Annotated in this window: 16 protein-coding genes; 6 read left to right on the plus strand and 10 right to left on the minus strand. The window is 65.8% G+C overall.

The features are described from left to right. Positions 1-77: 77 nt before the first annotated feature. Positions 78-3,788, plus strand: a complete 3,711-nt coding sequence (gene metH, locus TO66_RS19295) for a methionine synthase (RefSeq protein ID WP_044463768.1) — start codon at positions 78-80, stop codon at positions 3,786-3,788. Positions 3,789-3,958: 170 nt separating this feature from the next. Beyond that, positions 3,959-4,177: a DUF2970 domain-containing protein gene (locus TO66_RS19300; RefSeq protein ID WP_044463769.1), complete on the plus strand. Its 219-nt coding sequence runs from the start codon at positions 3,959-3,961 to the stop codon at positions 4,175-4,177. 10 nt (positions 4,178-4,187) lie between these two features. Here TO66_RS19300 and TO66_RS19305 read toward each other — a convergent pair whose 3' ends face one another. After that, positions 4,188-5,285: an ABC transporter substrate-binding protein gene (locus TO66_RS19305; protein ID WP_044463770.1), complete on the minus strand. Its 1,098-nt coding sequence runs from the start codon at positions 5,283-5,285 to the stop codon at positions 4,188-4,190. A 497-nt stretch (positions 5,286-5,782) separates the two neighbouring features. On the opposite strand from TO66_RS19305, the gene TO66_RS19310 reads away from it, so the two are divergent. Together TO66_RS19310 and TO66_RS19315 are read left to right on the plus strand one after the other, a co-directional pair. Further along, positions 5,783-7,441, plus strand: a complete 1,659-nt coding sequence (locus tag TO66_RS19310) for a nitrite/sulfite reductase (protein ID WP_044463771.1) — start codon at positions 5,783-5,785, stop codon at positions 7,439-7,441. Next, positions 7,425-7,919: a DUF934 domain-containing protein gene (locus tag TO66_RS19315; RefSeq protein ID WP_044463772.1), complete on the plus strand. Its 495-nt coding sequence runs from the start codon at positions 7,425-7,427 to the stop codon at positions 7,917-7,919. Before TO66_RS19310 ends, TO66_RS19315 begins: the two co-directional genes overlap by 17 nt. Before the next feature lie 190 nt (positions 7,920-8,109). Here TO66_RS19315 and sohB read toward each other — a convergent pair whose 3' ends face one another. After that, positions 8,110-9,132: a protease SohB gene (gene sohB, locus TO66_RS19320; protein ID WP_044463773.1), complete on the minus strand. Its 1,023-nt coding sequence runs from the start codon at positions 9,130-9,132 to the stop codon at positions 8,110-8,112. A 205-nt stretch (positions 9,133-9,337) separates the two neighbouring features. On the opposite strand from sohB, the gene TO66_RS19325 reads away from it, so the two are divergent. Together TO66_RS19325 and TO66_RS19330 are read left to right on the plus strand one after the other, a co-directional pair. Next, entirely contained in the window at positions 9,338-10,048 is a 711-nt protein-coding gene (locus TO66_RS19325; RefSeq protein ID WP_044463774.1) for a histidine phosphatase family protein, read from the plus strand. 51 nt (positions 10,049-10,099) lie between these two features. Beyond that, positions 10,100-10,414: an SCP2 sterol-binding domain-containing protein gene (locus tag TO66_RS19330; protein ID WP_007921837.1), complete on the plus strand. Its 315-nt coding sequence runs from the start codon at positions 10,100-10,102 to the stop codon at positions 10,412-10,414. An 83-nt stretch (positions 10,415-10,497) separates the two neighbouring features. Here the strand turns inward: TO66_RS19330 and TO66_RS19335 are convergent, their stop codons facing one another. The 8 genes from TO66_RS19335 to TO66_RS19370 form a co-directional block, all read right to left on the minus strand. Beyond that, positions 10,498-12,108, minus strand: coding sequence for an ABC transporter ATP-binding protein (locus tag TO66_RS19335; protein WP_044463775.1), 1,611 nt, complete (start codon positions 12,106-12,108; stop codon positions 10,498-10,500). Position 12,109: 1 nt separating this feature from the next. Next, positions 12,110-13,132: an ABC transporter permease gene (locus TO66_RS19340; protein ID WP_044463776.1), complete on the minus strand. Its 1,023-nt coding sequence runs from the start codon at positions 13,130-13,132 to the stop codon at positions 12,110-12,112. Beyond that, positions 13,132-14,196, minus strand: a complete 1,065-nt coding sequence (locus tag TO66_RS19345; protein ID WP_044463777.1) for a microcin C ABC transporter permease YejB — start codon at positions 14,194-14,196, stop codon at positions 13,132-13,134. Before TO66_RS19345 ends, TO66_RS19340 begins: the two co-directional genes overlap by 1 nt. Next, the gene (locus tag TO66_RS19350; RefSeq protein ID WP_044463778.1) at positions 14,183-16,036 is read right to left on the minus strand and encodes an extracellular solute-binding protein; all 1,854 of its coding nucleotides are present in this window, start codon (positions 16,034-16,036) and stop codon (positions 14,183-14,185) included. Before TO66_RS19350 ends, TO66_RS19345 begins: the two co-directional genes overlap by 14 nt. A 234-nt stretch (positions 16,037-16,270) precedes the next feature. Next, positions 16,271-19,156 carry a TonB-dependent receptor gene (locus tag TO66_RS19355; protein WP_082061119.1) on the minus strand — a complete coding sequence of 962 codons (2,886 nt, stop codon included), beginning with the start codon at positions 19,154-19,156 and terminating at the stop codon, positions 16,271-16,273. 264 nt (positions 19,157-19,420) lie between these two features. Beyond that, the gene (locus TO66_RS19360) at positions 19,421-22,345 is read right to left on the minus strand and encodes a TonB-dependent receptor (protein ID WP_044463779.1); all 2,925 of its coding nucleotides are present in this window, start codon (positions 22,343-22,345) and stop codon (positions 19,421-19,423) included. Between the two features lie 106 nt (positions 22,346-22,451). Further along, complete coding sequence (locus tag TO66_RS19365; RefSeq protein WP_044463780.1) at positions 22,452-23,405, minus strand: FecR domain-containing protein; 954 nt, start codon at positions 23,403-23,405, stop codon at positions 22,452-22,454. Next, the gene (locus tag TO66_RS19370) at positions 23,402-23,914 is read right to left on the minus strand and encodes a sigma-70 family RNA polymerase sigma factor (RefSeq protein ID WP_044463781.1); all 513 of its coding nucleotides are present in this window, start codon (positions 23,912-23,914) and stop codon (positions 23,402-23,404) included. Before TO66_RS19370 ends, TO66_RS19365 begins: the two co-directional genes overlap by 4 nt. Between the last annotated feature and the right edge of the window lie 111 nt (positions 23,915-24,025).

Below are 24,025 nucleotides of genomic sequence, written 5' to 3' on the forward strand. Positions count from 1 at the left end.
AACCGCCGCATGCTCTAAAAGCGCACAGGTTTGCTATGATCCTCGCCCTTCGTAATGGCCCTTCCAGGTAGTCTTTCATGTCCGATCGCAGCACGCGCCTCCACGCCCTTCAGCAAGCCCTCAAAGAGCGCATCCTGATCCTCGACGGCGGCATGGGCACCATGATCCAGAGCTACAAGCTCGAGGAACAGGACTACCGCGGCAAGCGTTTCGCCGACTGGCCGGGCGACGTCAAGGGCAACAACGACCTGCTGGTGCTGACCCGCCCGGACGTGATCGGCGGCATCGAGAAAGCCTACCTCGACGCCGGCGCCGACATTCTCGAAACCAACACCTTCAACGCCACGCGCATTTCCATGGCCGACTACGGCATGGAAGAGCTGGTCTACGAGCTCAACGTCGAAGGCGCGCGCCTGGCGCGCAAGGTGGCTGACGCCAAGACCCTCGAGACCCCGGACAAACCACGCTTCGTCGCCGGCGTCCTGGGCCCGACCAGCCGCACCTGCTCGCTGTCGCCGGACGTCAACAACCCCGGCTACCGCAACGTCACCTTCGACGAACTGGTGGAAAACTACACCGAGGCCACCAAGGGCCTGATCGAGGGCGGCGCCGACCTGATCCTGATCGAGACCATCTTCGACACCCTCAACGCCAAGGCCGCGATCTTCGCCGTGCAAGGCGTGTTCGAAGAGCTGGGCGTCGAACTGCCGATCATGATCTCCGGCACCATCACCGATGCCTCCGGCCGCACCCTGTCGGGCCAGACCACCGAAGCCTTCTGGAACTCGGTGGCCCACGCCAAGCCGATCTCGGTGGGCCTGAACTGCGCCCTCGGCGCCCAGGAACTGCGCCCCTACCTCGAAGAGCTGTCGGACAAGGCCAGCACCCACGTGTCGGCGCACCCCAACGCCGGCCTGCCCAACGAATTCGGCGAATATGACGAGTTGCCGGCGCAAACCGCCCAGGTCATCGAGGAGTTCGCCCAGAGCGGCTTCCTCAACATCGTCGGCGGCTGCTGCGGCACCACGCCCGGGCACATCGAGGCCATCGCCAAGGCGGTCGCCGGCTATGCGCCGCGGCAGATCCCGGACATCCCCAAGGCCTGCCGCCTGTCGGGCCTGGAGCCGTTCACCATCGATCGCAGCTCGCTGTTCGTCAACGTCGGCGAACGGACCAACATCACCGGTTCCGCCAAGTTCGCCCGCCTGATCCGTGAAGAGAACTACACCGAGGCCCTGGAAGTCGCCCTGCAGCAGGTCGAAGCCGGTGCCCAGGTGATCGACATCAACATGGACGAAGGCATGCTGGACTCGAAGAAGGCCATGGTGACCTTCCTCAACCTGATCGCCGGCGAGCCGGATATCTCGCGCGTGCCGATCATGATCGACTCCTCCAAGTGGGAAGTGATCGAAGCCGGCCTCAAGTGCATCCAGGGCAAGGGCATCGTCAACTCCATCAGCATGAAGGAAGGCGTCGAGCAGTTCGTGCATCACGCCAAGCTGTGCAAGCGCTACGGCGCCGCCGTGGTGGTGATGGCCTTCGACGAAGCCGGCCAGGCCGACACCGAGGCGCGCAAGAAGGAAATCTGCAAGCGCTCCTACGACATCCTGGTCAACGAAGTGGGCTTCCCGCCGGAAGACATCATCTTCGACCCGAACATCTTCGCCGTGGCCACCGGGATCGAGGAACACAACAACTACGCGGTGGACTTCATCAACGCCTGCGCCTACATCCGCGACGAGCTGCCCTATGCGCTGAGCTCCGGCGGCGTGTCCAACGTGTCGTTCTCGTTCCGCGGCAACAACCCGGTGCGCGAGGCGATCCACTCGGTGTTCCTGCTGTACGCGATCCGCAACGGCCTGACCATGGGCATCGTCAACGCCGGCCAGCTGGAGATCTACGACCAGATCCCGACCGAACTGCGCGACGCTGTGGAGGACGTGATCCTCAACCGCACCCCAGAAGGCACCGACGCCCTCCTCGCCATCGCCGACCAGTACAAGGGCGATGGCAGCGTCAAGGAAGCCGAGACCGAGGAATGGCGCAGTTGGGACGTCAACAAGCGCCTGGAGCACGCCCTGGTCAAAGGCATCACCACCCATATCGTCGAGGACACCGAAGAGTCGCGCCTGTCCTTCGCCCGCCCGATCGAAGTGATCGAGGGCCCGCTGATGGCCGGCATGAACATCGTTGGCGACCTGTTCGGCGCCGGCAAGATGTTCCTGCCCCAGGTGGTGAAGTCCGCCCGGGTCATGAAGCAGGCCGTGGCCCACCTGATTCCGTTCATCGAACTGGAAAAGGGCGACAAGCCGGAGGCCAAGGGCAAGATCCTCATGGCCACGGTGAAAGGCGACGTGCACGACATCGGCAAGAACATCGTCGGCGTGGTCCTGGGCTGCAACGGCTACGACATCGTCGACCTCGGCGTGATGGTGCCGGCGGAGAAGATCCTGCAGGTAGCCCGCGAGCAGAAATGCGACATCATCGGCCTGTCCGGCCTGATCACCCCGTCGCTGGACGAGATGGTCCACGTCGCCCGGGAAATGCAGCGCCAGGATTTCCACCTGCCGCTGATGATCGGCGGCGCCACCACCTCCAAGGCGCACACGGCGGTGAAGATCGAGCCCAAGTACAGCAACGACGCGGTGGTCTACGTCACCGACGCCTCGCGCGCCGTGGGCGTGGCCACCCAGCTGCTGTCCAGGGAACTCAAGGCCGGCTTCGTCGAGAAGACCCGCGAAGAGTACGTGGAAGTGCGCGAGCGCACCGCCAACCGCAGCGCGCGCACCGAGCGCCTGAGCTACGCCGCGGCGGTGGCCAAGAAGCCGCAGTTCGACTGGGCCGGCTACCAGCCGAGCGTGCCGACCTTCACCGGCGCCCGGGTGCTGGACAACATCGACCTGCGGGTCCTGGCCGAGTACATCGACTGGACGCCGTTCTTCATCTCCTGGGACCTGGCCGGCAAGTTCCCGCGCATCCTCGAGGACGAGGTGGTGGGCGAAGCCGCCACCGCGCTGTACAAGGACGCCCGGGAAATGCTCGACAAGCTGATCGACGAGAAGCTGATCAGCGCCCGCGCGGTGTTCGGTTTCTGGCCGGCCAACCAGGTGCAGGACGACGACCTGGAAGTCTACGGCGACGACGGCCAGCCCCTGGCCCGTTTGCATCACCTGCGCCAGCAGACCATCAAGACCGACGGCAAGCCGAACTTCTCCCTGGCCGACTTCGTCGCGCCCAAGGACAGCGGCGTGACCGACTATGTGGGCGGCTTCATCACCACCGCCGGGATCGGTGCCGAAGAGGTGGCCAAGGCCTATCAGGACAAGGGCGACGACTACAACTCGATCATGGTCAAGGCCCTCGCCGACCGCCTGGCCGAGGCCTGCGCCGAATGGCTGCACCAGCAGGTGCGCAAGGAGTACTGGGGCTACGCCAAGGACGAGGCACTGGACAACGAGGCGCTGATCAAGGAGCAGTACAGCGGCATCCGCCCTGCCCCGGGTTACCCAGCCTGCCCGGACCACACCGAGAAGAGCACCCTGTTCGCCCTGCTCGACCCCGAGGCGTCCGAAGGCAAGGCCGGGCGCAGCGGCGTGTTCCTCACCGAGCACTTCGCCATGTTCCCGGCAGCGGCGGTCAGCGGCTGGTACTTCGCCCATCCGCAGGCGCAGTACTTCGCCGTGGGCAAGATCGACAAGGACCAGGTCGACAGCTACACCGCGCGCAAGGGCCAGGACCTGGCCGTGACCGAGCGCTGGCTGGCGCCCAACCTGGGCTACGACAGCTGAGCCTGCGGCCTTTCCTGTAGGAGCGAAGCTTGCTCGCGATCAGAACGTCAAGACAACGCGATGCTTCAGATCCATCGCGTCATCGTTGACGTTTATCGCGAGCAAGCTTCGCTCCTACGGGGCGCCTGATTGTCTATGCTTTCCCCACACCCACTTGTGTCGAGGGATTTATGGACGACCCCATCAACGACAAGCCGCCCACCTTCTGGCAGATGCTGCACAGCGTCGCCGCTGCCGCCTTCGGCGTGCAGAGCGGCAAGAACCGCAAGCGCGACTTCACCCACGGCAAACCCAGCCATTTCGTGATCCTGGGCATTCTGTTCACGGCGGTATTCGCCTTGACGCTGTTCGGCATCGTCAAGCTGGTGCTGCACCTGGCGGGGATCTGAGCGGCGGTTCTCAGTGCAGCAACAGATTCAACGAGAAGGGATAACGATAGCCGGCCGGCTTGTCCTGGGCCGACAGCGCCCGGAAATCCACGCCGAATTGCTGCGTGCCCTGTAGATCCAGCAGGCGTTGCGCCTGGACCTTGTCCAGCAACTGGAACACTCCCAGTTGCCAGTCCGGGCCGCCATGCGTGACGGGGTTCAACCCGCGGGCATCGTCGTTGAGCACCACCATCGCCCAGCCACCCAGGGTGAAATGCCCGGCGATCAGCACCGTCAGGCGTCCGTCGATCAACGCTTGCAAGGCCTGTGGCGAACTGTTCAGGGCACTGAACAGGACTTCCTTGCCCGGTCGCCGGCCCTGGCGCTCCAGCACCTCCATGGCCCCCAGGGCCATCTCGTCGTTGGCCGACCAGATCAACTGCGTCTGCGGATAACGCTTGAGCAACTGCTGGGCCTGTTCAAAGGCGCGCTGGCGATTCCACTCGCCATACACCAGCTGGCGCAGCCGTACTTCAGGGTGCTCGGCCAGCGCCCGCTGCAGGCCCTGCTCGCGAAATTGCGCCACCGGGGTGTTCTTCACCCCCGAAAAGGCCAGCAGGTCGATGGACTCTCCCGGGGCGACCGGACCATGACGCCGGACCAGTTCCTTGAGCATCAGGTAGCCGGCCTCTTCGTCGTTGGCGGTCATGCTGCCGATCCAGTCGGGGTAACGGCTCTCGCGCTCGCCCAGCAGGCGCTGCTGATCGGCGGTCAGCGCATTATTGACGATGAACAGCTTCACCCCGCTGCCCTGGGACAGGCGCAGGATCTCCGGGGCGACATATTGTTCGTTGACCAGCACCAGGTAATCCGGCCGGTGCGGCCCCAGGAGGGCTTCCCGGGCCTGGCGGATGGTGGTTTGCGAGTCACGCTGGGAATAGCGCACGCGCAGATCCAGGCCAAGATCGCTGGCCGCGGCCTGCATGAATTGCGAATAACCGATCCAGAAGGCTTCGGTTGACTTGCCAGGGTTCAGGAACACCACCGAAGTGGCATGGGCAGCGGCCCAGAAGGATGTGCCCAATACGAGCGGCAGTACCAGCAGACACCTTTTTAACACCTTCAACATTGCGACCAGAGCCCCGGAATATTGCCCCGCAGTATAACTGGCAAAATACTGGCCAATGTCGGCAAATCGTCATTTCCCACTGACAATTCGGACTCTGCTCATCGCTCGACCGCAACTATTGATGACTGACCCAGAACACCGCCGTTCCCACCACCAGAATGATCAGGAAGAGAATGGCCCAAGCATCGACACTGCTGTCGCTTTTCCTTGCTTTGGTTGGATTGCTCATAGCATCGCCTCTTGTCGGTTTTATCGGAGACTGCACAAAGACTCGAGCACAGTTAAGCCGAGGATTGCCCTTACCACAAATGGGGGTTTGGGCCGGCCAGATACCGTTAGTCGTTTTGGTTCTTTGCATATACTCAAACATCACTTTTGCGCATAACTGCAAACTGGTATCTTCGCCCGGCTCCGTTGGGAGTGCGCGGCCGTGCGCGCAGAATTTCTTGGGTGACATCCACCTTTGCGTCACCTGATAAGCCTGAGACAGGATCTCTATGTACGTATACGACGAGTACGATCAGCGGATCATCGAGGACCGCGTCAAGCAGTTCCGTGATCAGACCCGACGCTATCTGGCAGGCGAGCTGAGCGAAGAAGAATTCCGCCCTCTGCGTCTGCAGAATGGCCTCTATATCCAACGTTTTGCCCCGATGCTGCGGGTAGCGGTGCCTTATGGCCAACTGACTTCGCGTCAGGTCCGGATGCTGGCCAAGATCGCTCGCGACTACGACAAGGGTTATGCCCACATCAGTACCCGGCAGAACGTGCAGTTCAACTGGCCAGCGCTGGAAGACGTCCCGGACATCCTGGCGGAACTGGCGACCGTGCAGATGCACGCCATCCAGACCAGCGGCAACTGCCTGCGCAACGTCACCACCGACCAGTTCGCCGGCGTCGCCGCCGACGAGCTGATCGACCCGCGTCCCTGGTGCGAGATCGTCCGCCAGTGGACCACCTTCCACCCCGAATTCGCCTACCTGCCGCGCAAGTTCAAGATCGCCATCAACGGCTCGACCGCGGACCGCGCCGCCATCGAAGTCCACGACATCGGCCTGGAGCCGGTGCACAACGCCGCTGGCGAGCTGGGCTTCCGGGTCCTGGTCGGTGGCGGCCTGGGCCGGACCCCGGTGGTCGGCGCCTTCATCAACGAGTTCCTGCCATGGCAGGACCTGCTGAGCTACCTCGATGCCATCCTGCGGGTCTACAACCGCTATGGCCGACGCGACAACAAGTACAAGGCGCGGATCAAGATCCTGGTCAAGGCCCTGACCCCCGAGGTGTTCGCCGAGAAGGTCGAGGCGGAAATGACTCACCTGCGTGGCGGCCAGACCACCCTGACCGAAGCCGAAGTGCATCGCGTGGCCAAGCATTTCGTCGATCCGGACTACAAGGCCCTGGGCAACCAGGACGCCGAGCTGGCCGAGCTCGACCAGCAGCATCCGGGCTTCGCCCGCTGGCGCGTGCGCAACACCCTGGCCCACAAGAAGCCGGGCTATGTCGCCGTGACCCTGTCGCTCAAGCCCACCGGCGTAGCGCCGGGCGACGTCACCGACAAGCAGCTGGACAGCATCGCCGACCTGGCCGAACGCTACAGCTTCGGCCAACTGCGCACCTCCCACGAGCAGAACGTGATTCTCGCCGACGTCGAGCAGAGCCAGTTGTTCACCCTGTGGGGCGAACTGCGCGAACAGGGTTTCGCCACGCCGAACATCGGCCTGCTGACCGACATCATCTGCTGCCCGGGCGGCGACTTCTGCTCCCTGGCCAACGCCAAGTCGATTCCGATCGCCGAATCCATCCAGCGCCGTTTCGACGACCTGGACTACCTGTTCGACATCGGCGAGCTGGACCTGAACATCTCCGGCTGCATGAACGCCTGCGGCCACCACCACGTGGGGCATATCGGCATTCTCGGCGTGGACAAGAAAGGCGAAGAGTTCTACCAGGTGTCCCTGGGCGGCAGCGCCAGCCGTGACGCCAGCCTGGGCAAGATCCTCGGCCCGTCCTTCGCCCAGGACGACATGCCCGACGTGATCTCGAAGCTGATCGACGTGTACGTGGAACAACGTACCGAAGACGAGCGCTTCATCGACACCTACCAACGTATTGGCATCGACCTCTTCAAGGAGCGCGTCTATGCAGCGAATCATTAAGAACAACGAGGTCATCGACGAAACCTGGCACCTGCTGCCCAAGGACGCGACCCTCGACGGCATTTCCAACTGCGACGACCTGATCGTGCCGCTGGCCCTGTGGCGCGACCACGGTCACGCCCTCAAGGCCCGCGACGGCGGCCTGGGCGTGTGGCTGGACAGCGATGAAGAAGCCGAGGAGATCGGCGACGACGTGCACCACTTCCAGGTCATCGCCCTGAACTTCCCGGCCTTCACCGATGGCCGCAACTACTCCAACGCCCGCCTGCTGCGCGACCGCTACGGCTTCAAGGGCGAACTGCGGGCGATTGGCGACGTGCTGCGCGACCAGCTGTTCTACCTGCGCCGCTGCGGTTTCGACGCCTATGCCCTGCGCCCCGACAAGGACCCGTACGAAGCCCTGGAAAGCCTCAAGGACTTCTCCGTGAGCTACCAGGCCGCGACCGACGAACCGCTGCCGCTGTTCCGTCGCCGCTAAGCGTCGCGCCAACAAAAAGCCCTGGACCGGGAAACCGGTTCAGGGCTTTTTTGTACCTGCCGTTTTCTACCCCTGTAGGAGCGAGCTTGCTCGCGATCAAAACGTCAAGACAACGCGATGCTTCAGATCCATCGCGCCATCGTTGACCGCCATCGCGAGCAAGCTCGCTCCTACGGGAGGTTGCTCGGCCTTACCAGAAACGCTGCTGGGTCAAACGACTCCACCAGGTCAGCAACACACGGTCGATGGAACCGCTGGCCGCCAGCCCGACCCGCTCCTGCAGGCTCTTGCGTTCGGCATAGTGCAGGTGGAACAGCTCGGCGTTCTGGGCCCGCTCGGCGAGGTATTCGTCGCTGGTCTTCAGCTCGTCGACCAGGCGTTTTTCCTGGGCCGCGACACCGAGCCAGACTTCACCGGTGGCCACTTCGTCGATCACCAGTTGCGGCCGGTAGCGGGCCACGAAGTTCTTGAACAGCTGATGGGTGATGTCCAGGTCTTCCTGGAACTTCTCCCGGCCCTTCTCGGTGTTTTCGCCGAACACGGTCAGGGTGCGCTTGTATTCGCCGGCGGTCAGCACTTCGAAGTCGATGTCGTGCTTCTTCAGCAGGCGGTTGACGTTGGGCAACTGCGCCACCACGCCGATCGAGCCGAGGATGGCGAACGGCGCGCTGATGATCTTCTCGCCGATGCACGCCATCATGTAGCCGCCGCTGGCCGCGACCTTGTCGATGCACACCGTCAGCGGCACGCCGGCCTGGCGGATCCGCGCCAGTTGCGACGAAGCCAGGCCGTAGCTGTGGACCATGCCGCCCGCGCTTTCCAGGCGCAGCACCACTTCATCCCTGGGTGTGGCCAGGCTCAGCAACGCGGTGATTTCGTGGCGCAGGCCCTCGGTGGCCGAAGCCTTGATATCGCCGCTGAAATCCAGCACGAACACCCGGGGCTTTTCCTCGGGCTGCTTCCTGGTTTTTTTCTCGGCCTTGGCCTGGGACTTGCGCAGGGCCTTGAGCTGGTCCTTGTCGAGCAGGCTCTGCTCCAGGCGCTCGCGCAGGCCCTTGTAGAAATCGTTGAGCTTGCTGACATGCAACTGCCCCGCGCCCTTGCGCCGGCCTTTGCTGCGCAGCGAAGCCGCGGTGATCAGCACCACCAGGATGGCAATGACCAGGGTGACGGTTTTGGCCAGGAAACTGGCGTACTCGGAGAGAAACTCCACAGGGACTCCTTAAAGACGTGCAGCACTGCCAACGCGTGGCGGAATGCGCTCCAGCATACCGGCGCGGCCGAGCATCGGCCAGTCGCGAAACCTCCTGTTACGCGGCTCTAACGGGCATTTCAAACAAGCGTATGTTTTTTCATTGACAGCTCCCCGGCATCCTCATAACCTCGCAAAACTTTCAACGTGCCGGGATGACGCGGACGTGGGCAGCATCTATCTGATTCGACATGGCCAGGCCTCCTTCGGTGCGGACGACTACGACGTCTTGTCGCCTACCGGGGTGCGCCAGGCCGAAGTGCTCGGTCGACACCTGGTCGACCTGGGGGTAAGTTTCGACCGCTGCCTGGCCGGCGACCTGCGTCGCCAGCAGCACACCGCCAGCGTCGCCCTGGAACAGTTCAGCGCCGCGGGCCTGGCCACGCCGATCCTGGAAACCGACGCGGCGTTCAACGAGTTCGATGCCGACGCGGTGATCCGCGCCCTGCTGCCCGACCTGCTGCCCCAGGAGCCGGAAGCCCTGGACATCCTGCGCAACGCCGCGCAGAACCGCGGCGAGTTCCAGCGCATCTTCGCCCTGCTCATCGATCGCTGGCTGGCCGGCACCTACGACCCACCGGGCCTGGAAAGCTGGCAGGGCTTCGTCGAGCGTGTGCAGGCCGGGCTGCAACGCATTCTGGAGCAGGCCGACAACACCCAGAAGATCGCCGTGTTCACCTCCGGCGGCACCATCACCGCCCTGCTCCACCTGATTACCCGGATACCGGCCGCCCAGGCCTTCGAACTGAATTGGCAAATCGTCAATACCTCGCTCAACCAGCTGAAGTTCCGCGGTCGCGAGGTCGCCCTGGCGTCCTTCAACAACCATGCCCACCTGCAACTGTTGAAGGCCCCCGAACTCATCACCTTCCGCTGAGTCCGGATCACTGTGACCCTTGCTGTAATCACCTCATAAAAGGACCGAACCATGACCTCCGTAGCCGACGCCGTACAAGCCATGAAAGCCAAGTTCAACCCAGCTGCCGCTGCCGGCCTGGACCTGGTTTTCGGTTTCCGTATCGATGACACCAAGAACTTCTCGCTGATCGTCAAGGACAGCACCTGCGAGCTCAAGGAAGGCGAAAACCCGGACGCCCAGGTCACGCTGGTCATGGACGGCGAAACCCTGCAAGGCATCGTCAGCGGCGAAACCGACGGCATGCAGGCCTTCATGGGCGGCAAACTGCGCGCCGAAGGCGACATGATGCTGGCGATGAAGCTGAGCGAACTGTTCCCGGCCTGAGTCCGGCGCTTCCCCCGGGAAGCCCCTTCGCTGTCCCACGAATCCCGCCCCCTGGCGGGATTCGTCGTTTCAGGCCACTGCTTTCAGCCAGCCTCCAGCGGCTCGATGCTGGCGGACGCCCCCAGGCCCAGGGACGCCGCCAGCAATTCCCGGGTATAGGGATGCCGCGCCGCGGCGAACAGCTGCTCGGTCTGGCCGTGTTCCACCACCACGCCGTCCTTCATCACGATCAGGTCGTGGGCCAGGGCGCGGACCACCGCCAGGTCGTGGCTGATGAACAGGTAGGTCAGGCCGTGCTCCTGCTGTAGGCGGCGCAACAGCGCCACCACCTGTTTCTGCACCGTGCGGTCCAGGGCCGAGGTCGGCTCGTCGAGCAGGATCAGCTCAGGCTTGACCACCAGGGCCCGGGCAATCGCGATGCGCTGGCGCTGGCCACCGGAGAACTCATGGGGGTAACGATGGCGGCTGGCCGGGTCCAGGCCCACCTGCTGCAAGGCCTCGATCACCGCCTGCTCCCGTTGCCGCGCATCCAGGTCGCTGTGCACCAGCAGGCCTTCGGCGATGATCTGCTGCACGCTGAGGCGCGGGCTGAGGCTGCCGAACGGATCCTGGAACACCACCTGCAACTGCCGCCTTAAAGGCCGCAGTTGCTTGCCGTCGAGGTTTTCCAGGGCCCGGCCCTTGAAGCGGATATGCCCTTCGGACGCGATCAACCGCAGGATCGCCTGGCCCAGGCTCGACTTGCCCGAGCCGGACTCGCCGACAATCCCCAGGGTCTTGCCGCGCTGCAATTGCAGGTCGACGCCATCCACCGCCCGCAGGTAGCGCTTGGGCCGCAGCCAGCCACCGCCCTGGCGAAACCAGACCTTCAACCCCTGTACCGCCAGCAAGGTCTCGCTCGGCCCGCGCCGCAGGGCGTGGCCGTCGGGCTCGGCATTCAGCAACTGGACGCTGTAGGGGTGCCGCGGCTCGGCGAACAGCTGTTCGCAGGCCGCCGTTTCGACCACCTCCCCGGCGCGCATCACCGCCACCCGCTGGGCGATGCTGCGCACCAGGTTGAGGTCGTGGCTGATCAGCAGCAGGGCCATGCCCAGGCGCTGCTGCAATGCCTTGAGCAACAGCAGGATCTTGCGTTGCACGGTGACGTCCAGGGCGGTGGTCGGCTCGTCGGCGATCAGCAGTTCCGGCTCGCAGGCCAGGGCCATGGCGATCATGACCCGTTGCCGCTGGCCGCCGGAGAGCTGATGGGGATAGGCGCGCAGGCGCTGCTCCGGCTGGGTGATGCCCACCAGGCGCAGCAGTTCGAGGATCCGTTCCCGGGCCCGGGCCCCGACCAGGCCCTTGTGCAGGTGCAGGCTTTCCCCCAGTTGCCGCTCGACGGTGTGCAGCGGGTTCAGCGAACTCATCGGCTCCTGGAAGATCATCGCGATGCGGTTGCCGCGCAGCTGGCGCAAGCGCGCGGGGCGAGCGCCCAGCAGCTCTTCGCCGCGATAGCGGATGCTGCCCGCGATGGTGCTGCTACCCGGGTCGAGCAGTTGCAGGATGCTGTGGGCAGTCACCGACTTGCCGGAGCCGGACTCCCCCACCAGCGCCAGGCATTCGCCGGCGTGGATCTCCAGGTCGATGCCATGCACCACTTCGGCGCCTTTGAAGGCCACCCGCAGCTCCCGCAGTTCAAGCAATGCTTCAGTCATTTCAATGCCTCGGATCGAACGCGTCGCGGCAGGCTTCGCCGATAAACACCAGCAGCGACAGAATCGCCGCCAGGGCGAAAAACGCCGTCAACCCCAGCCACGGCGCTTGCAGGTTGCTTTTGCCCTGGCCGATCAGTTCGCCCAGGGACGCGCTGCCGGCCGGCATGCCGAAGCCGAGGAAGTCCAGGGCCGACAGGGTGGCGATGGCCCCGGTGAGGATGAACGGCAGGTAAGTCAGGGTGGCGCTCATGGCGTTGGGCAGGATGTGTCGCAGCATCACCCGGGCATCGCCGACGCCCAGGGCCCGCGCCGCCTTGACGTATTCCAGGCCGCGGCTGCGCAGGAACTCGGCGCGCACCACGTCCACCAGGGCCAGCCAGGAAAACAGCGCCATGATCCCCAGCAGCCACCAGAAGTTCGGCTCGACGAAACCCGAGAGAATGATCAGCAGGTAGAGCACCGGCAGCCCCGACCAGACCTCTTGCAGGCGCTGCCCCAACAGGTCGATCCAGCCGCCGTAATAGCCCTGCAAGGCGCCGGCGGCGATGCCGATCAGGGCGCTGATCGAGGTCAGGGCCAGGGCGAACAGCAGCGACACCCGGGTGCCGAAGATCACCCGCGCCAGCACGTCCCGGGCCTGGTCGTCGGTGCCCAGCCAGTTCTGCGCCGAGGGCGGGCTGGGCGCCGGTTCCGCCAGGTCGTAGTTGACCGTGTCGTAGGCAAAGGGAATCGGCGCGAACAGCAGCCAGCCGCCCTGCCCTTCGATCAGCTGGCGCACCGCGGCGCTGCGGTAATCCGGCTGGAACGGCAATTGCCCGCCGAATTCCTGCTCGGTGTAGCGCTTGAACACCGGGAAATACCACTGGCCCTGATACGACACCAGCAACGGCTTGTCGTTAGCGATCAGCTCGCCGCCCAGGGTCAGGGCAAACAGCCCGAGGAACAGCCACAGCGACCACCAGCCGCGCCGGTGGGACTTGAAACGCTGCCAGCGCCGCAAGCCGATGGGAGACAAGGCCGGCATCAGGCACTCCTCGCACTGAAGTCGATGCGCGGATCGACCAGGGTGTAGCACAGGTCGCCGACCAGTTTTATCAGCAGCCCGCACAGGGTGAAGATGAACAGCGAACCGAACACCACCGGGTAGTCCCGCGACACCGCCGCGTCGTAGCTCAGGCGCCCCAGGCCATCGAGGGAAAAGATCACTTCGATCAGCAGCGAGCCGCCGAAAAACACGTTGACCAGGGCCTGGGGCAAGCCGGCGACCACCAGCAGCATGGCGTTGCGAAACACATGGCCGTACAGCACCTGGCGCTCGCTCAGGCCCTTGGCCCGCGCGGTGACCACATACAGGCGGGAGATTTCGTTGAGAAAGCTGTTCTTGGTCAGCAGGGTCAAGGTGGCGAAGCCGCCGATCACCAGGGCGCTGACCGGCAGCACCAGGTGCCAGAAGTAGTCGGCGACCTTGCCCCAGGCCGATAGCCGGGCGAAATCTTCCGAGACCAGGCCACGCACCGGGAACCAGTCGAGCAAGGTGCCGCCGCCGAACACCACGATCAGCAACAGGGCGAACAGGAAACCCGGCATGGCGTAGCCGATGACGATCGCCGCACTGGTCCAGACATCGAAGGCCGAGCCGTCATGGATGGCCTTGCGGATGCCCAGGGGGATCGACACCAGGTAGGTGATCAGCGTCGCCCACAGGCCCAGCGACAGGGTCACCGGCAGCTTCTGCGCGATCAGCTCGGTGACCTTGGCGCCACGAAAGAAGCTCGTGCCGAAATCCAGCCGCGCGTAGCTTTCGAGCATCAGCCACAGGCGCTCGCCGGCGGGTTTGTCGAAGCCGTACTGGCGCTCGATATCGGCCAGCAGCCGCGGGTCCAGGCCGCGGGTGGCGCGCGACTCGCCGCCCACGGTTTCGACGTGCCCGCCGCCCACCGGCGCAGCGCCGCCGATGCCTTGCAAGCGGGCGATGGCCTGCTCCACCGGACCGCCGGGCGCCGCCTGGACGATCACGAAGTTCACCAGCAGGATGCACAGCAACGTCGGCACGATCAGCAGCAGGCGCCGCACGCTATAGGCCAGCATGGCTACCCCCTCCCTGGCGCTGGCGCATCTGCGCCAGGGTCAGCGCCTCGGCGCTGACTTCCCACCAGGTGTCGAGCCCGGCGTCGTACAAGGGCGCGATGGCCGGTCGGCCAAAGCGGTTCCACCACACCGAGGAAATGCCCGACGGGTAGTAGTTGGGAATCCAGTAGTAGCCCCACTGCAACACCCGATCCAGCGCCCGGGCATGGGCCAGCATGCTGGCGCGGCTGTCGGCCTGCACCAGGGCGGCGAGCAGCCCGTCCACCGCCGGGTCGCGCAGCGCCATGTAGTTGTTCGAGCCGGGGTCGTCGGCGCTTGCCGAGCCGAAGTAGTTGAACATCTCGCGCCCCGGCGCCTGGGACACCGGGTAGGCGGCGATGATCATGTCGTAGTCGCGCTCGCGCACGCGGTTGGTGTATTGCGCGGTGTCGACCTGGCGGATATCGAAGCCGATGCCGATCTGCGCCAGGTTGCGCTTGAACGGCAGCAGCAGGCGCTCCAGGCCTTTCTGGCCGTTGAGAAAGGTGAAATGCAACGGCTCGCCGGCCGCATTCACCAACTGGTCGCCCCGGGGTGTCCAGCCCGCCTGCTCCAGCAGTTTCAGGGCCTGCAACTGCTGCCCCCGGACGATCCCGCTGCCGTCGGTGCGGGGGGCCTGGAACACCTGGGTGAAGACCTCCTCGGGAATCTGTCCGCGCCAGGGTTCGAGGATCTGCCGTTCCTGCGCGTCCGGCAGCGCCTGCGCCGCCAGTTCGCTATGGGAAAAGAAGCTCTGCTGGCGCAGGTACATGCCGCGCATCATTTGCCGGTTGGTCCATTCGAAGTCCCAGAGCATGGCGATCGCCTGGCGTACGCGGCGGTCGCGGAACTGTGGTTTCTGCAGGTTGAAGATAAAGCCCTGGGCGCCCAGGGCCGAGCCCGGCGCCAGGTGTTCGCGCACCAGGCGCCCCTGCTCCAGCGCGGCCCCGGCGTAACCGATGGTGTAGCCGGTGGCGGAGAACTCGCGGTTGTAGTCGTAGCCGCCGGCCTTGAGGATCTGCCGCGCGACGTCGGTGTCGGCGAAGAACTCCACCCGCAGCCGGTCGAAGTTGTAGCGCCCGCGCGCGACCGGCAGGTCCTGGCCCCACCAATCCTTGACCCGCTCGAAATCCACGCTGCGCCCCGCATCCACCGCGACCACCCGGTACGGCCCGCTGCCCAGCGGCGCCTCGAAGCCGCCGCCGTCGGCGAAGTTACGCCCGCGCCACCAGTGTTCGGGCAGCACCGGCAGCGTCGCCAGGTCCAGGGGCAAGGTGCGGCTGTCGCGGTGCTTGAACACGAAGCGCACCTGGGTCGGCGACTCCACCAGGACCTCGGCAACTTCGGCGAACTGCTGGCGGTACTTGAAGCTGCCCTGGGTCATCAGCAGCTCGAAGGTGTAGCGCACATCCTCGGCGGTGATCGGGCTGCCGTCGGCGAAGCGCGCCCGCGGGTCGAGGTAGAAGCGCAGCCACGAGCGGTCGGCGGCCAGCTCCATGCCCCGGGCCACCAGGCCGTACACGGTGTAGGGCTCGTCCTGGGAACGGTAGGCCAGCGGCGCATACAGCCAGCCGTCGATCTCGGCCACGCCGGTGCCCTTGTCGATGTAGGGCAGCAGGTGGTCGAAGGGCCCGCTCTCCAGGGAAGAACGGCGCAGGCTGCCGCCCTTGGGCGCGTCCGGGTTGACGTAGTCGAAGTGCTGGAAGTCGGCGGGGTATTTCGCCGCTTCGCCATAGACCGTCAGCGACGGCTGCACGGCGGCCAGCAGCGTGGGGCTCAGCAGCAGGCAGAGCCAGAACGGGAAAGCGCGTTGCAACAGCATGGAATGATGCCTCTGTGAACAGAGGCGGGAATGTGCGGTGAATGAATGGCCCTATCGCGGGCAAGCCTCGCTCCTACGAGGATCGTGCCCATTCACCCCGGATTCCCGCCTCTACCCTTGCACCGGAACACCCCGCTCCTGCCTGTCATGTGCAACTGAGCGGGCATTTTTATAGAGCGGGTCCTAGAACCATTGGTTACTAAAAAGCGTCCGGACCCCGTGTTTGCCTTCAGCTCAGAAGTTGTAACTGAGCCGCGTGTACAAGGTCCGTCCGAACGGGTCCGAGTAGCGCGGGTCGTAGCCGCTCTGGAAGGTGTAGGTCTGGTTGCTGAACGGTGGCTCGCGGTCGAACAGGTTCTTCACCCCGAGGGTCACGCCCAGGGTCTGGCGCCAGGTGTAAGTGCCGGCCAGGTCCCAGACGTTGTAGGAGCCGACGCGGTTGTGGCTGTCGCGGTCGGAGTCGTGGTAGCCGCTGGTGTAGCGGTTGGTCAGGGTCGCGCCCAGCGGGCCCTGGTTCCAGGTCGCGGTCAGGCTGTGCCGCCAGCGCGCCACCGCACCGGCCGAGGCGAAGTCGCCGCCGCGAAAGTCCCCCAGCTTGTCGATGTATTCGCCCTTGAGCTGTTGCTGGTAGTCGTAGCGGGTGACGTAGGTGCCTTGCAGCCCCAGGCCGAACTCGCCCCAGGCCGTGGCCGGCAGGCGGTAGTCGAGGCTGACGTCGACCCCGCTGGTCTTGAGCTTGCCCAGGTTGGCCATGCCGGTGACCACATGATCGATGGAGCCGTCGGCCTTGCGCACCAGGCGGTCGGCGTACAGGTCGGGGTCGTCGAAGGGCGCCGACTCGGGGAACTCGGCGATCTGGTTGGCGATCTTGATCCACCAGAAATCCAGCCCGGCGTTGAGCCGGTCGAAGGGCTGGTAGACGAACCCCAGGGTCACGTTGCGCGCGGTTTCCGGTTTCAGCTCGGTGTTGCCGCCCGAGGTGCGGTTGAACTGCTGGGCGCAGTCGCGGTTGCCGATCCCGCCGTTGGCCGGGGTGCCGCCGGGGCACAGCCGCGGGTCGTTGTAGTTGGCATTGGTGTAGGAGGTGAAGGTCGGGTTGTACAGCTCGTACAGCGACGGCGCGCGGAAGCCCTCGCTGTAGGCGCCGCGCAGCACCAGTTCCTTGAAGGGCTGGAAGCGGAACGAGTACTTGGGATTGGTGGTGCTGCCGAAGTCACTGTACTTGTCATGGCGGATCGCCGCCGTCAGTTCCAGGCTGTCGAGCACCGGCACATTGAGTTCGGCGTATTGCGCCTGCACGCTGCGATCGCCCGACACGCTGCCGTTGGGGTCGACGCCGAGGCTCTGCACATTGCCGGCGAACGAGGCGAAGTCCTGGTGGAAGTCTTCCTTGCGGTACTCGCCGCCCAGGGCCAGAGCCGAGGGCCCGGCGCCGAACCAGTCGCCGATCTCGCGGCTGACCCGGCCGTCGATGGCCTTGACCCGGCCGACCGCCGTGGCGTAGTCGCCGTCCACCGTGTTGGCCGCCAGCAGCGCGCTGCCCGCCGCGGTCTGCGGGCCGAAGGGGTTGATCACGCCTGTGGCGATGCCCTGGGACACCGCCACATCGTTGACGTAGCCGCTGCGGATGGTGTTGACCACCTTGTTCTGGTTGTACGAGGCGCCGAGGTTGTAGTCCCAGCCGGCCAGGTTGCCGTCGAATGTCAGCAGCAGGCGCTGGCCGGTGTTGTCGTCCTCATGGCGCCGCGCACCGACGTCGCTTTCGCGCCAGTTGGCCGTCACCGGCTGGCTCGGGTCGAGGGCGAAGCCGCCGGGCCCCGGGGTGATGCCGTTGCCCGGGTAGAACGCCGTGCCCGGGTTGACCTGGTTGCCGAGCAGCGTGCCGGGGCCGATCTGGGTGCGGTTCTCGTTGCGCGCCCAGAAGTATTCGAGGCTGACCTTGTGGTCGTCGTTGATCTTGCCGGTGGCCTTGGCGAAGGCCGAGGTCTTTTCGGTTTCCGGCACCAGGTCCAGGTAGCTCCACAGGCTCTGCCGGCAGATCCCGTTGCGCGCCAGCAATCCCGGCGCGTTGCAGCCGGAACCGGCCAGCGGGTTGGTGGCGTTCGCGCCCTGGCTCCAGTTGGCCGGCGAGGCGGTGCCGGAGGTGTAGTCCAGGCCCCGGCCGGGCTGGTAGTTGTAGGTGTAGTTGCGGTCCTTGGCGGCCAGGCGCTCCTGCTTGTCGTAGCTGACCACGCCGAACACGTTGAAGCGGTCCTCCTCCAGGTCGCCGAGGCCCCAGCTGCCGCTGAAGTTCCTGCTCTCGCCGCCGCCGGAATGGGTCGGAGTGTCGTAGCTGGTACTGACCTCGCCGCGGGTCAGGCTCTGCTTGGTGATGAAGTTGATCACCCCGCCGATGGCGTCGGTGCCGTACAACGCCGAGGCGCCGTCGCGTAGCACTTCCACCCGGTCGATGGCGGCGAAGGGAATGGTGTTCAGGTCCACCCCGGAGCCGTTGATCGCGTTGGTCGCGTTGTTGCTCAGGCGCCGGCCGTTGAGCAGCACCAGGGTCTTGTTCGGGCCGATCCCCCGCAGGTCGGCGAAGGCCGCGCCGCCGCTGCTGGAACCCACCGAACGCCCGGAGCCGACCGAGGACTGGTTGGCGGAAATCCGGTTGATCAGTTCTTCGGTGGTGGTCACGCCCTGCTCGCGCAGCTTCTCGACCCGCAACACCGTGACCGGCACCGCGGTCTCGGCATCGACCCGACGGATCGCGGTACCGGTCACTTCCACCCGCTGCAGTTGAGTGGTGGGCTGGGCGTCCGGCGCGGCGCTGCCGGTGTCCGCGGTAATGGTCACGCCCTGGCTGTCCTGCTGTTCCTTCAAGCCGCTGTCCTGCAAGGCCAGGGTCAACGCCTGGTGCCGGTCCAGATCGCCCTGGATCGCCGGGGCATAACGGCCGCTCACCAGCTTCTGCTCGAAGGAGATCGGCAGGCCGGTCTGCCGGGAAATCTGCAACAGGGTCTGGTCCAGCGGCCCCGCGGGCAGGTTGAACGGGGTCGTCGCGGCCCAGGCCGGCAACACATTCAGCGCCGCCAGCAAGGCCAGGCACAAAGGGGATCTACGGGGTACGAACAGACTCATGGACAACCATCCCTGCATTAGGTTTATGCAGGGATGTGCAACGGCCCGGCGGTTTTTATAGAGCGCGATTTAGACCATTGGGCAATGAGCTTATGCCGGTCGTAGACCCCGTGGTGAATCAGGCCGGACGCCATCGCGCGCAAGCTGCGCTCCTACACCGGAAGCGCGGATAAACCTCTATCTCGCAGGCGCCACCGAACCCGTAGGAGCGCAGCTTGCGCGCGATGCAGGCGCCGCGGTGCAGCGGGCCGCCCCCCATCGCCATCAACCGCCAAAGTGATAACTCACATCCAGCCACCACTGCCGGCCATAGGGGTCGTAGTTGCCGGTGGGGTAATACGGCCAGCCGCCGGAGTCGTCGCGCTTGACCTGGTCCAGCAGGTTGTTGACGGTCAGGCCGACGCTGGCGCGCTCGTTGAGCTGGTAGCGGGCGCTGGCGTTGAACACGGTCCAGGGCGACAGGCGCCCGTCGGCGTTGCCGTTGGTGACGCTGCCGTAGCGGATGCCCATCAGGGTGGCGCTGTAGTGCTGGTAATCCCAGGTCAGGCTGGCGTTGGCCTTGCTGCGCCAGTCGTGGTTGCTGCGGTCCACGCGCCAGTCCTGGCTCGGCGCGCTGTCCGACTCCTTGTAGTAATGCGAGAGCACCAGGGTGTAGCCCAGGGTCGAACTGAAGGCCCCGTACTCGCCGGCGCCCCAGCGGATATTGCTCTTGAGGTCGAGCCCGCTGACCCGCTCGCTGGCGGCGTTGATCGCATTGACCTGCACCCGCTGCAAGCGGTTCGGGTCCACCGCGGCAGTGCCCGGGTTGCGCTGGATGCGCGCCAGGGTCGCCTGGCAACTGGCCGAATCGATGTCCAGGGCGCCGCTGCGGCAGGCGTTCTCCTCTTGCAGCAGGCGATCCTGGTCGACCGTGGTCAGCAGGTCTTCGATCTGCACCCGCCAGTAGTCCACCGACACATCGAAATGGCGCGACGGCGACCAGACAAAACCGTAGGTCCAGGACTTGCCGCGCTCGGACTTGAGGTCGGCGGTGCCGCTCTGGGTGTAGTCCACCCGCCCGCGATCGCAGGCGCCCTCCACGCCCTGGCTGCAACCGTAGTAGTCGATCTGGTCCGGCACATAGCCGTTGGTGTCGGCCTGGTAGATGTAGTTCAGGTCCGGGGCGCGGAAGCTGGTGCCGTAGCTGCCGCGCAGCAGCAGGCTGTTCAGCGGGCGCCATTCCAGGCCCAGGTTGTAGGTCTTCTGCTGCTCGGTGCGGCCGCTGAATTTGTACTGGTCCCAGCGCCCCGCCAACGACGCCAGCAGGCTGTCGGCGAGCGGTACGCTGAACTCGCCGCCGGCCGCGTAGCGCTTGCGCGAGCCGCCGGAGCTGCGGGCCGGCGTGGCACCGTAGAAGGTGCCGTCGTTGAGCCTGTCGTCCGGGTCGATGCGGTACTCCTGCTTGCCCATTTCCAGGACGCCGGCGAAGCCCACCGGCCCGGCCGGCAGGTCGAACAGCTCGCCGTTGAGCGAAGCGTTGTAGCTCTGCGACACCGACTTGCTGCTCTGGGTCAGGTTGCGGCGAAACTGCCGCCATTCCTGCTCGCTCAGCGGCCGGTCGAGACGCGAGGCGTCCGGGGCGAACACCGGGTAACCGCCCTGCTCGCCCAGCTGCGGCCCCAGGTAGAAATCGCGGATCCCGGCCAGCGGCGTGTAGCGCGAACTGCGCACGCTGCGGTACTCCGAGCGGTTGGCCGCCAGATCGTAGTTCCAGGCCGTGTCGGCGATCCGGTCGGACAGGCCCAGGGTGCCGGTCCACGAAGTGTCGCGCCACTTGGTGTTGTTACTGGTGCGCCCGCCGATTTCCTCCTCGGAGAAACGCCGGTACCAGCGCTCCAGGTTGCCGGTGTTCTGGTTGACGAAGTCCGGCGAGGTGAAGCTCGGCCCGCGGGTGTTGTTCTGGATATGGTCCAGGCCGTACATCAGGTCGGCGAACAGCTTGCCGCTGTCGCTGAAATGCCAGGTGCCACGGGTGTAGCCGTCGTAGTTTTCCTTCTGGGTCTGCAGGGTCCAGTAATCGTTGTAGACCTGGTCGGTGGTACAGCGCCCGCCGCTGCCGCCCAGGTGGTTGCCGAACACCCCCGGGTACGCGCCGCAACCGGGCCCCAAGTACTTGCCGCTGTCGAGGTTGCGCCGGTAGCCCACGTCCAGGGCCGGGCCGCTGTCCATGAAGCCGCGGTCGTCGGCCCAGATCGGCTCGCGCCGGGTCAGCTCGAGGCCGAACAGGCCGTCGAAATCCCCCCAGCTGCCACCGCCGCTGATCTGCAGGCGCTGGTTGTCGCCGCCCCCGCGCTCGGTGGTGCCACCGCGCAGGTTGACGTCGATGCCGCTGGCCTGTTCCTTGAGGATGATGTTGACCACCCCGGCGATCGCGTCCGAACCGTAGATCGCCGAGGCGCCGCTGCTGAGGATCTCGATCCGGTCGATCACCGCCGAAGGGATATTGGCCAGGTTGGTGAAATTGACCTGGCCGTCGTAGGCCGTCGGGTAGTCCGCCACCCGCCGGCCGTTGATCAGCACCATCGTGTGGTTGGGCCCCAGCCCGCGCAGGTTGAGGGCGCTGGCGGCGGGCTGGAAGGTATTGCCGTAGTCCTCGCCCTGGGTCATGCCGGTGTTCTGGGTCTGGGTCGCCAGGGCGTCGTAGACGTTGCGGTAGCCGCGGGCCTCCATCTCCTGGTGGGTGATGACGTTCACCGGGGTGGCGCCATCGGACTGGGCGCGGGCGATGCGCGAGCCGGTCACCGTGACCTTTTCCAGCTGCGGCTCGCGCGCCGCGACGCTGAGTGCAGGGCTGGCCTTGGCGCTGGCCGCAGCGCTGCGGATGGTCAGCCCCTGCTCGCTGTGCTGGGCTTCCAGGCCCGTGCCCTGCAAGGCTTTGTCCACCGCCTGCTGGCTGCCCAGGGCGCCGCGGATGGCCGGGCTGCGCTTGCCCTGCACCAGGTTCTGGCTGAACGAAATCGGCACCCCGCTCTGCCGCGAGATGTCCAGCAGCACCTCGTCCAGCGGGCCGGCGGCAATGTCGAAGACCACCTGCTGCGCCGCGGCCGGCTGGGCCCAGGCGACAGGCCCCTGGGCCGAGCCCATGGCCAGTGCCAGGGCCAGGTACAGCCGTTGCTGGCGGGGTGACTTGAAGAGGCTTGATCGGCTCATCGGAGCAATTCCCTGTTGATTGCAGTTGCAGGGAATGAGCGCCGACCGGGCGGTTTTTATAGGGGGACGATTAGGCCAAGGGGTTATGGCTTTATAACCGCGCCTTTCAGCGCGGTTCGATGCTGACCCAGTACGGGCTGTGGTAGCGGACGCGGATCGGCAGCGAACGCTCGAGCAATTGCAGGCTGCGGTCGCTGTCGTCCAGCGGGTAGATGCCGCTCAGGCGCAGCTCGGCCACCTGGGGGCTGAGGCGAATAATCCCGCGCCGGTAGCCCCGCAGGCTGTCGACCACCTCGCGCAGCGGCCGGTCGCGGGCCTCGAACACCCCGGAGGTCCAGGCGCTTTCATGGCCCTTGGCGGCTTCCAGCTGCAACAGCCCACGACCGTCGAAACGCAGGCTTTCGCCGGCCTCCACCACCTGCCGCGCACCACTGGCGGTGAGCACCTCGACCTGGGAATGCAGCATCACCAGGCGCGTCCAGTCGTCGCTGCGCTCCACCAGGAAGCGAGTCCCCAGGGCCTGCATGCGCCCGTGCTCGGTCGCCACCACAAAGGGCCGCTGCGGGTCCCGGGCCACGTCCACCAGCAACTGGCCGTTGCGCAGTTGCAGCAACCGTTGCCCGGCATCGAACCGCGGCACGACCTGGCTGCAGGCATTGAGGGTCAGGGCGCTGCCGTCGGCCAGGGTGAAGTCGCGGCGCTCGCCGGTGCCGGTGTACAGGGCATCCGCCTCGGGCACCAGGCCGTAGCGGCGGCCGAGCAGGGTCGCCGCCAGCGCCAGGGTCAGCAGGCCCAGGCTGCCGCCGATGAAGCGCCGGCGGCTCGAGGGTGCATCGAGGCTGTGCAGCAGGCTGTCCCGGGACAGGTGGCGCAAGGCCGGGCTGCGCAACACCCCCAGGCCGCCGCCCATCATGGCGATGATCTGTTCGTGTTGCGGGTCGGCGGCCCGCCAGTCGTGGAAGGCCTGGCGCTCCTGGGCATTCATCTGTCCCGACTGCAACCGCGCCATCCATTGCGCCGCCTCGTCGACCAGCGCGTCGTTCGCGCGCGGCCGGTTCATGCCTCGGCCATCGCCAGGTAACAGCGCTTGAACGCCTCGGCCATGTACTGCTGGACGCGACTGGTGGAGACCCCCAGTCGCTGGCCGATTTCGGCGTAGGTCAGGCCGTCGAGCTGGTGGTAGAGAAAGGCCGTCCTGGCCTTGGCCGAGAGGCCGTTGAGCAGGCGGTCCACGGCCAGCAGCGCCTCGATCACCAGCGCCCGCTCCTCGGGCGAGGGGTGCACGGGCGTCGGCGCCAGGGCCAGGCTTTCGAGGTAGGCGCGCTCCAGGTCCTGGCGCCGCCAGCCTTCGTAGACCAGGCGCCGGGCGATGGTGGTCAGCAGCGCCCGCGGTTCGCGGATCGAGGTCGGGTCCGGCAGCGCCAGCACCCGCAGGAAGGTTTCCGAGGCGATGTCCTGCGCACTGTGGTGACAGCCCAGGGCACGCCCCACCGCGGCGCACAACCATGAATAGTCGCGTTTGAACATCTGCCCGACCAGCGGGTAATGAGGGTTCCGATTCTCACCCATGCCTTGCTCCCCCACGAGACGCTCCCTCTCCCGAAACCTGCTGGCTGAGCCGGGACATTGCCGGCCCAGGATTTAGGGAAGCGACTGTGCAACAGGGCTGAATCCATTTGG

Origin of the sequence: Pseudomonas sp. MRSN 12121 (assembly GCF_000931465.1) — a bacterium.
Taxonomy (GTDB): domain Bacteria; phylum Pseudomonadota; class Gammaproteobacteria; order Pseudomonadales; family Pseudomonadaceae; genus Aquipseudomonas.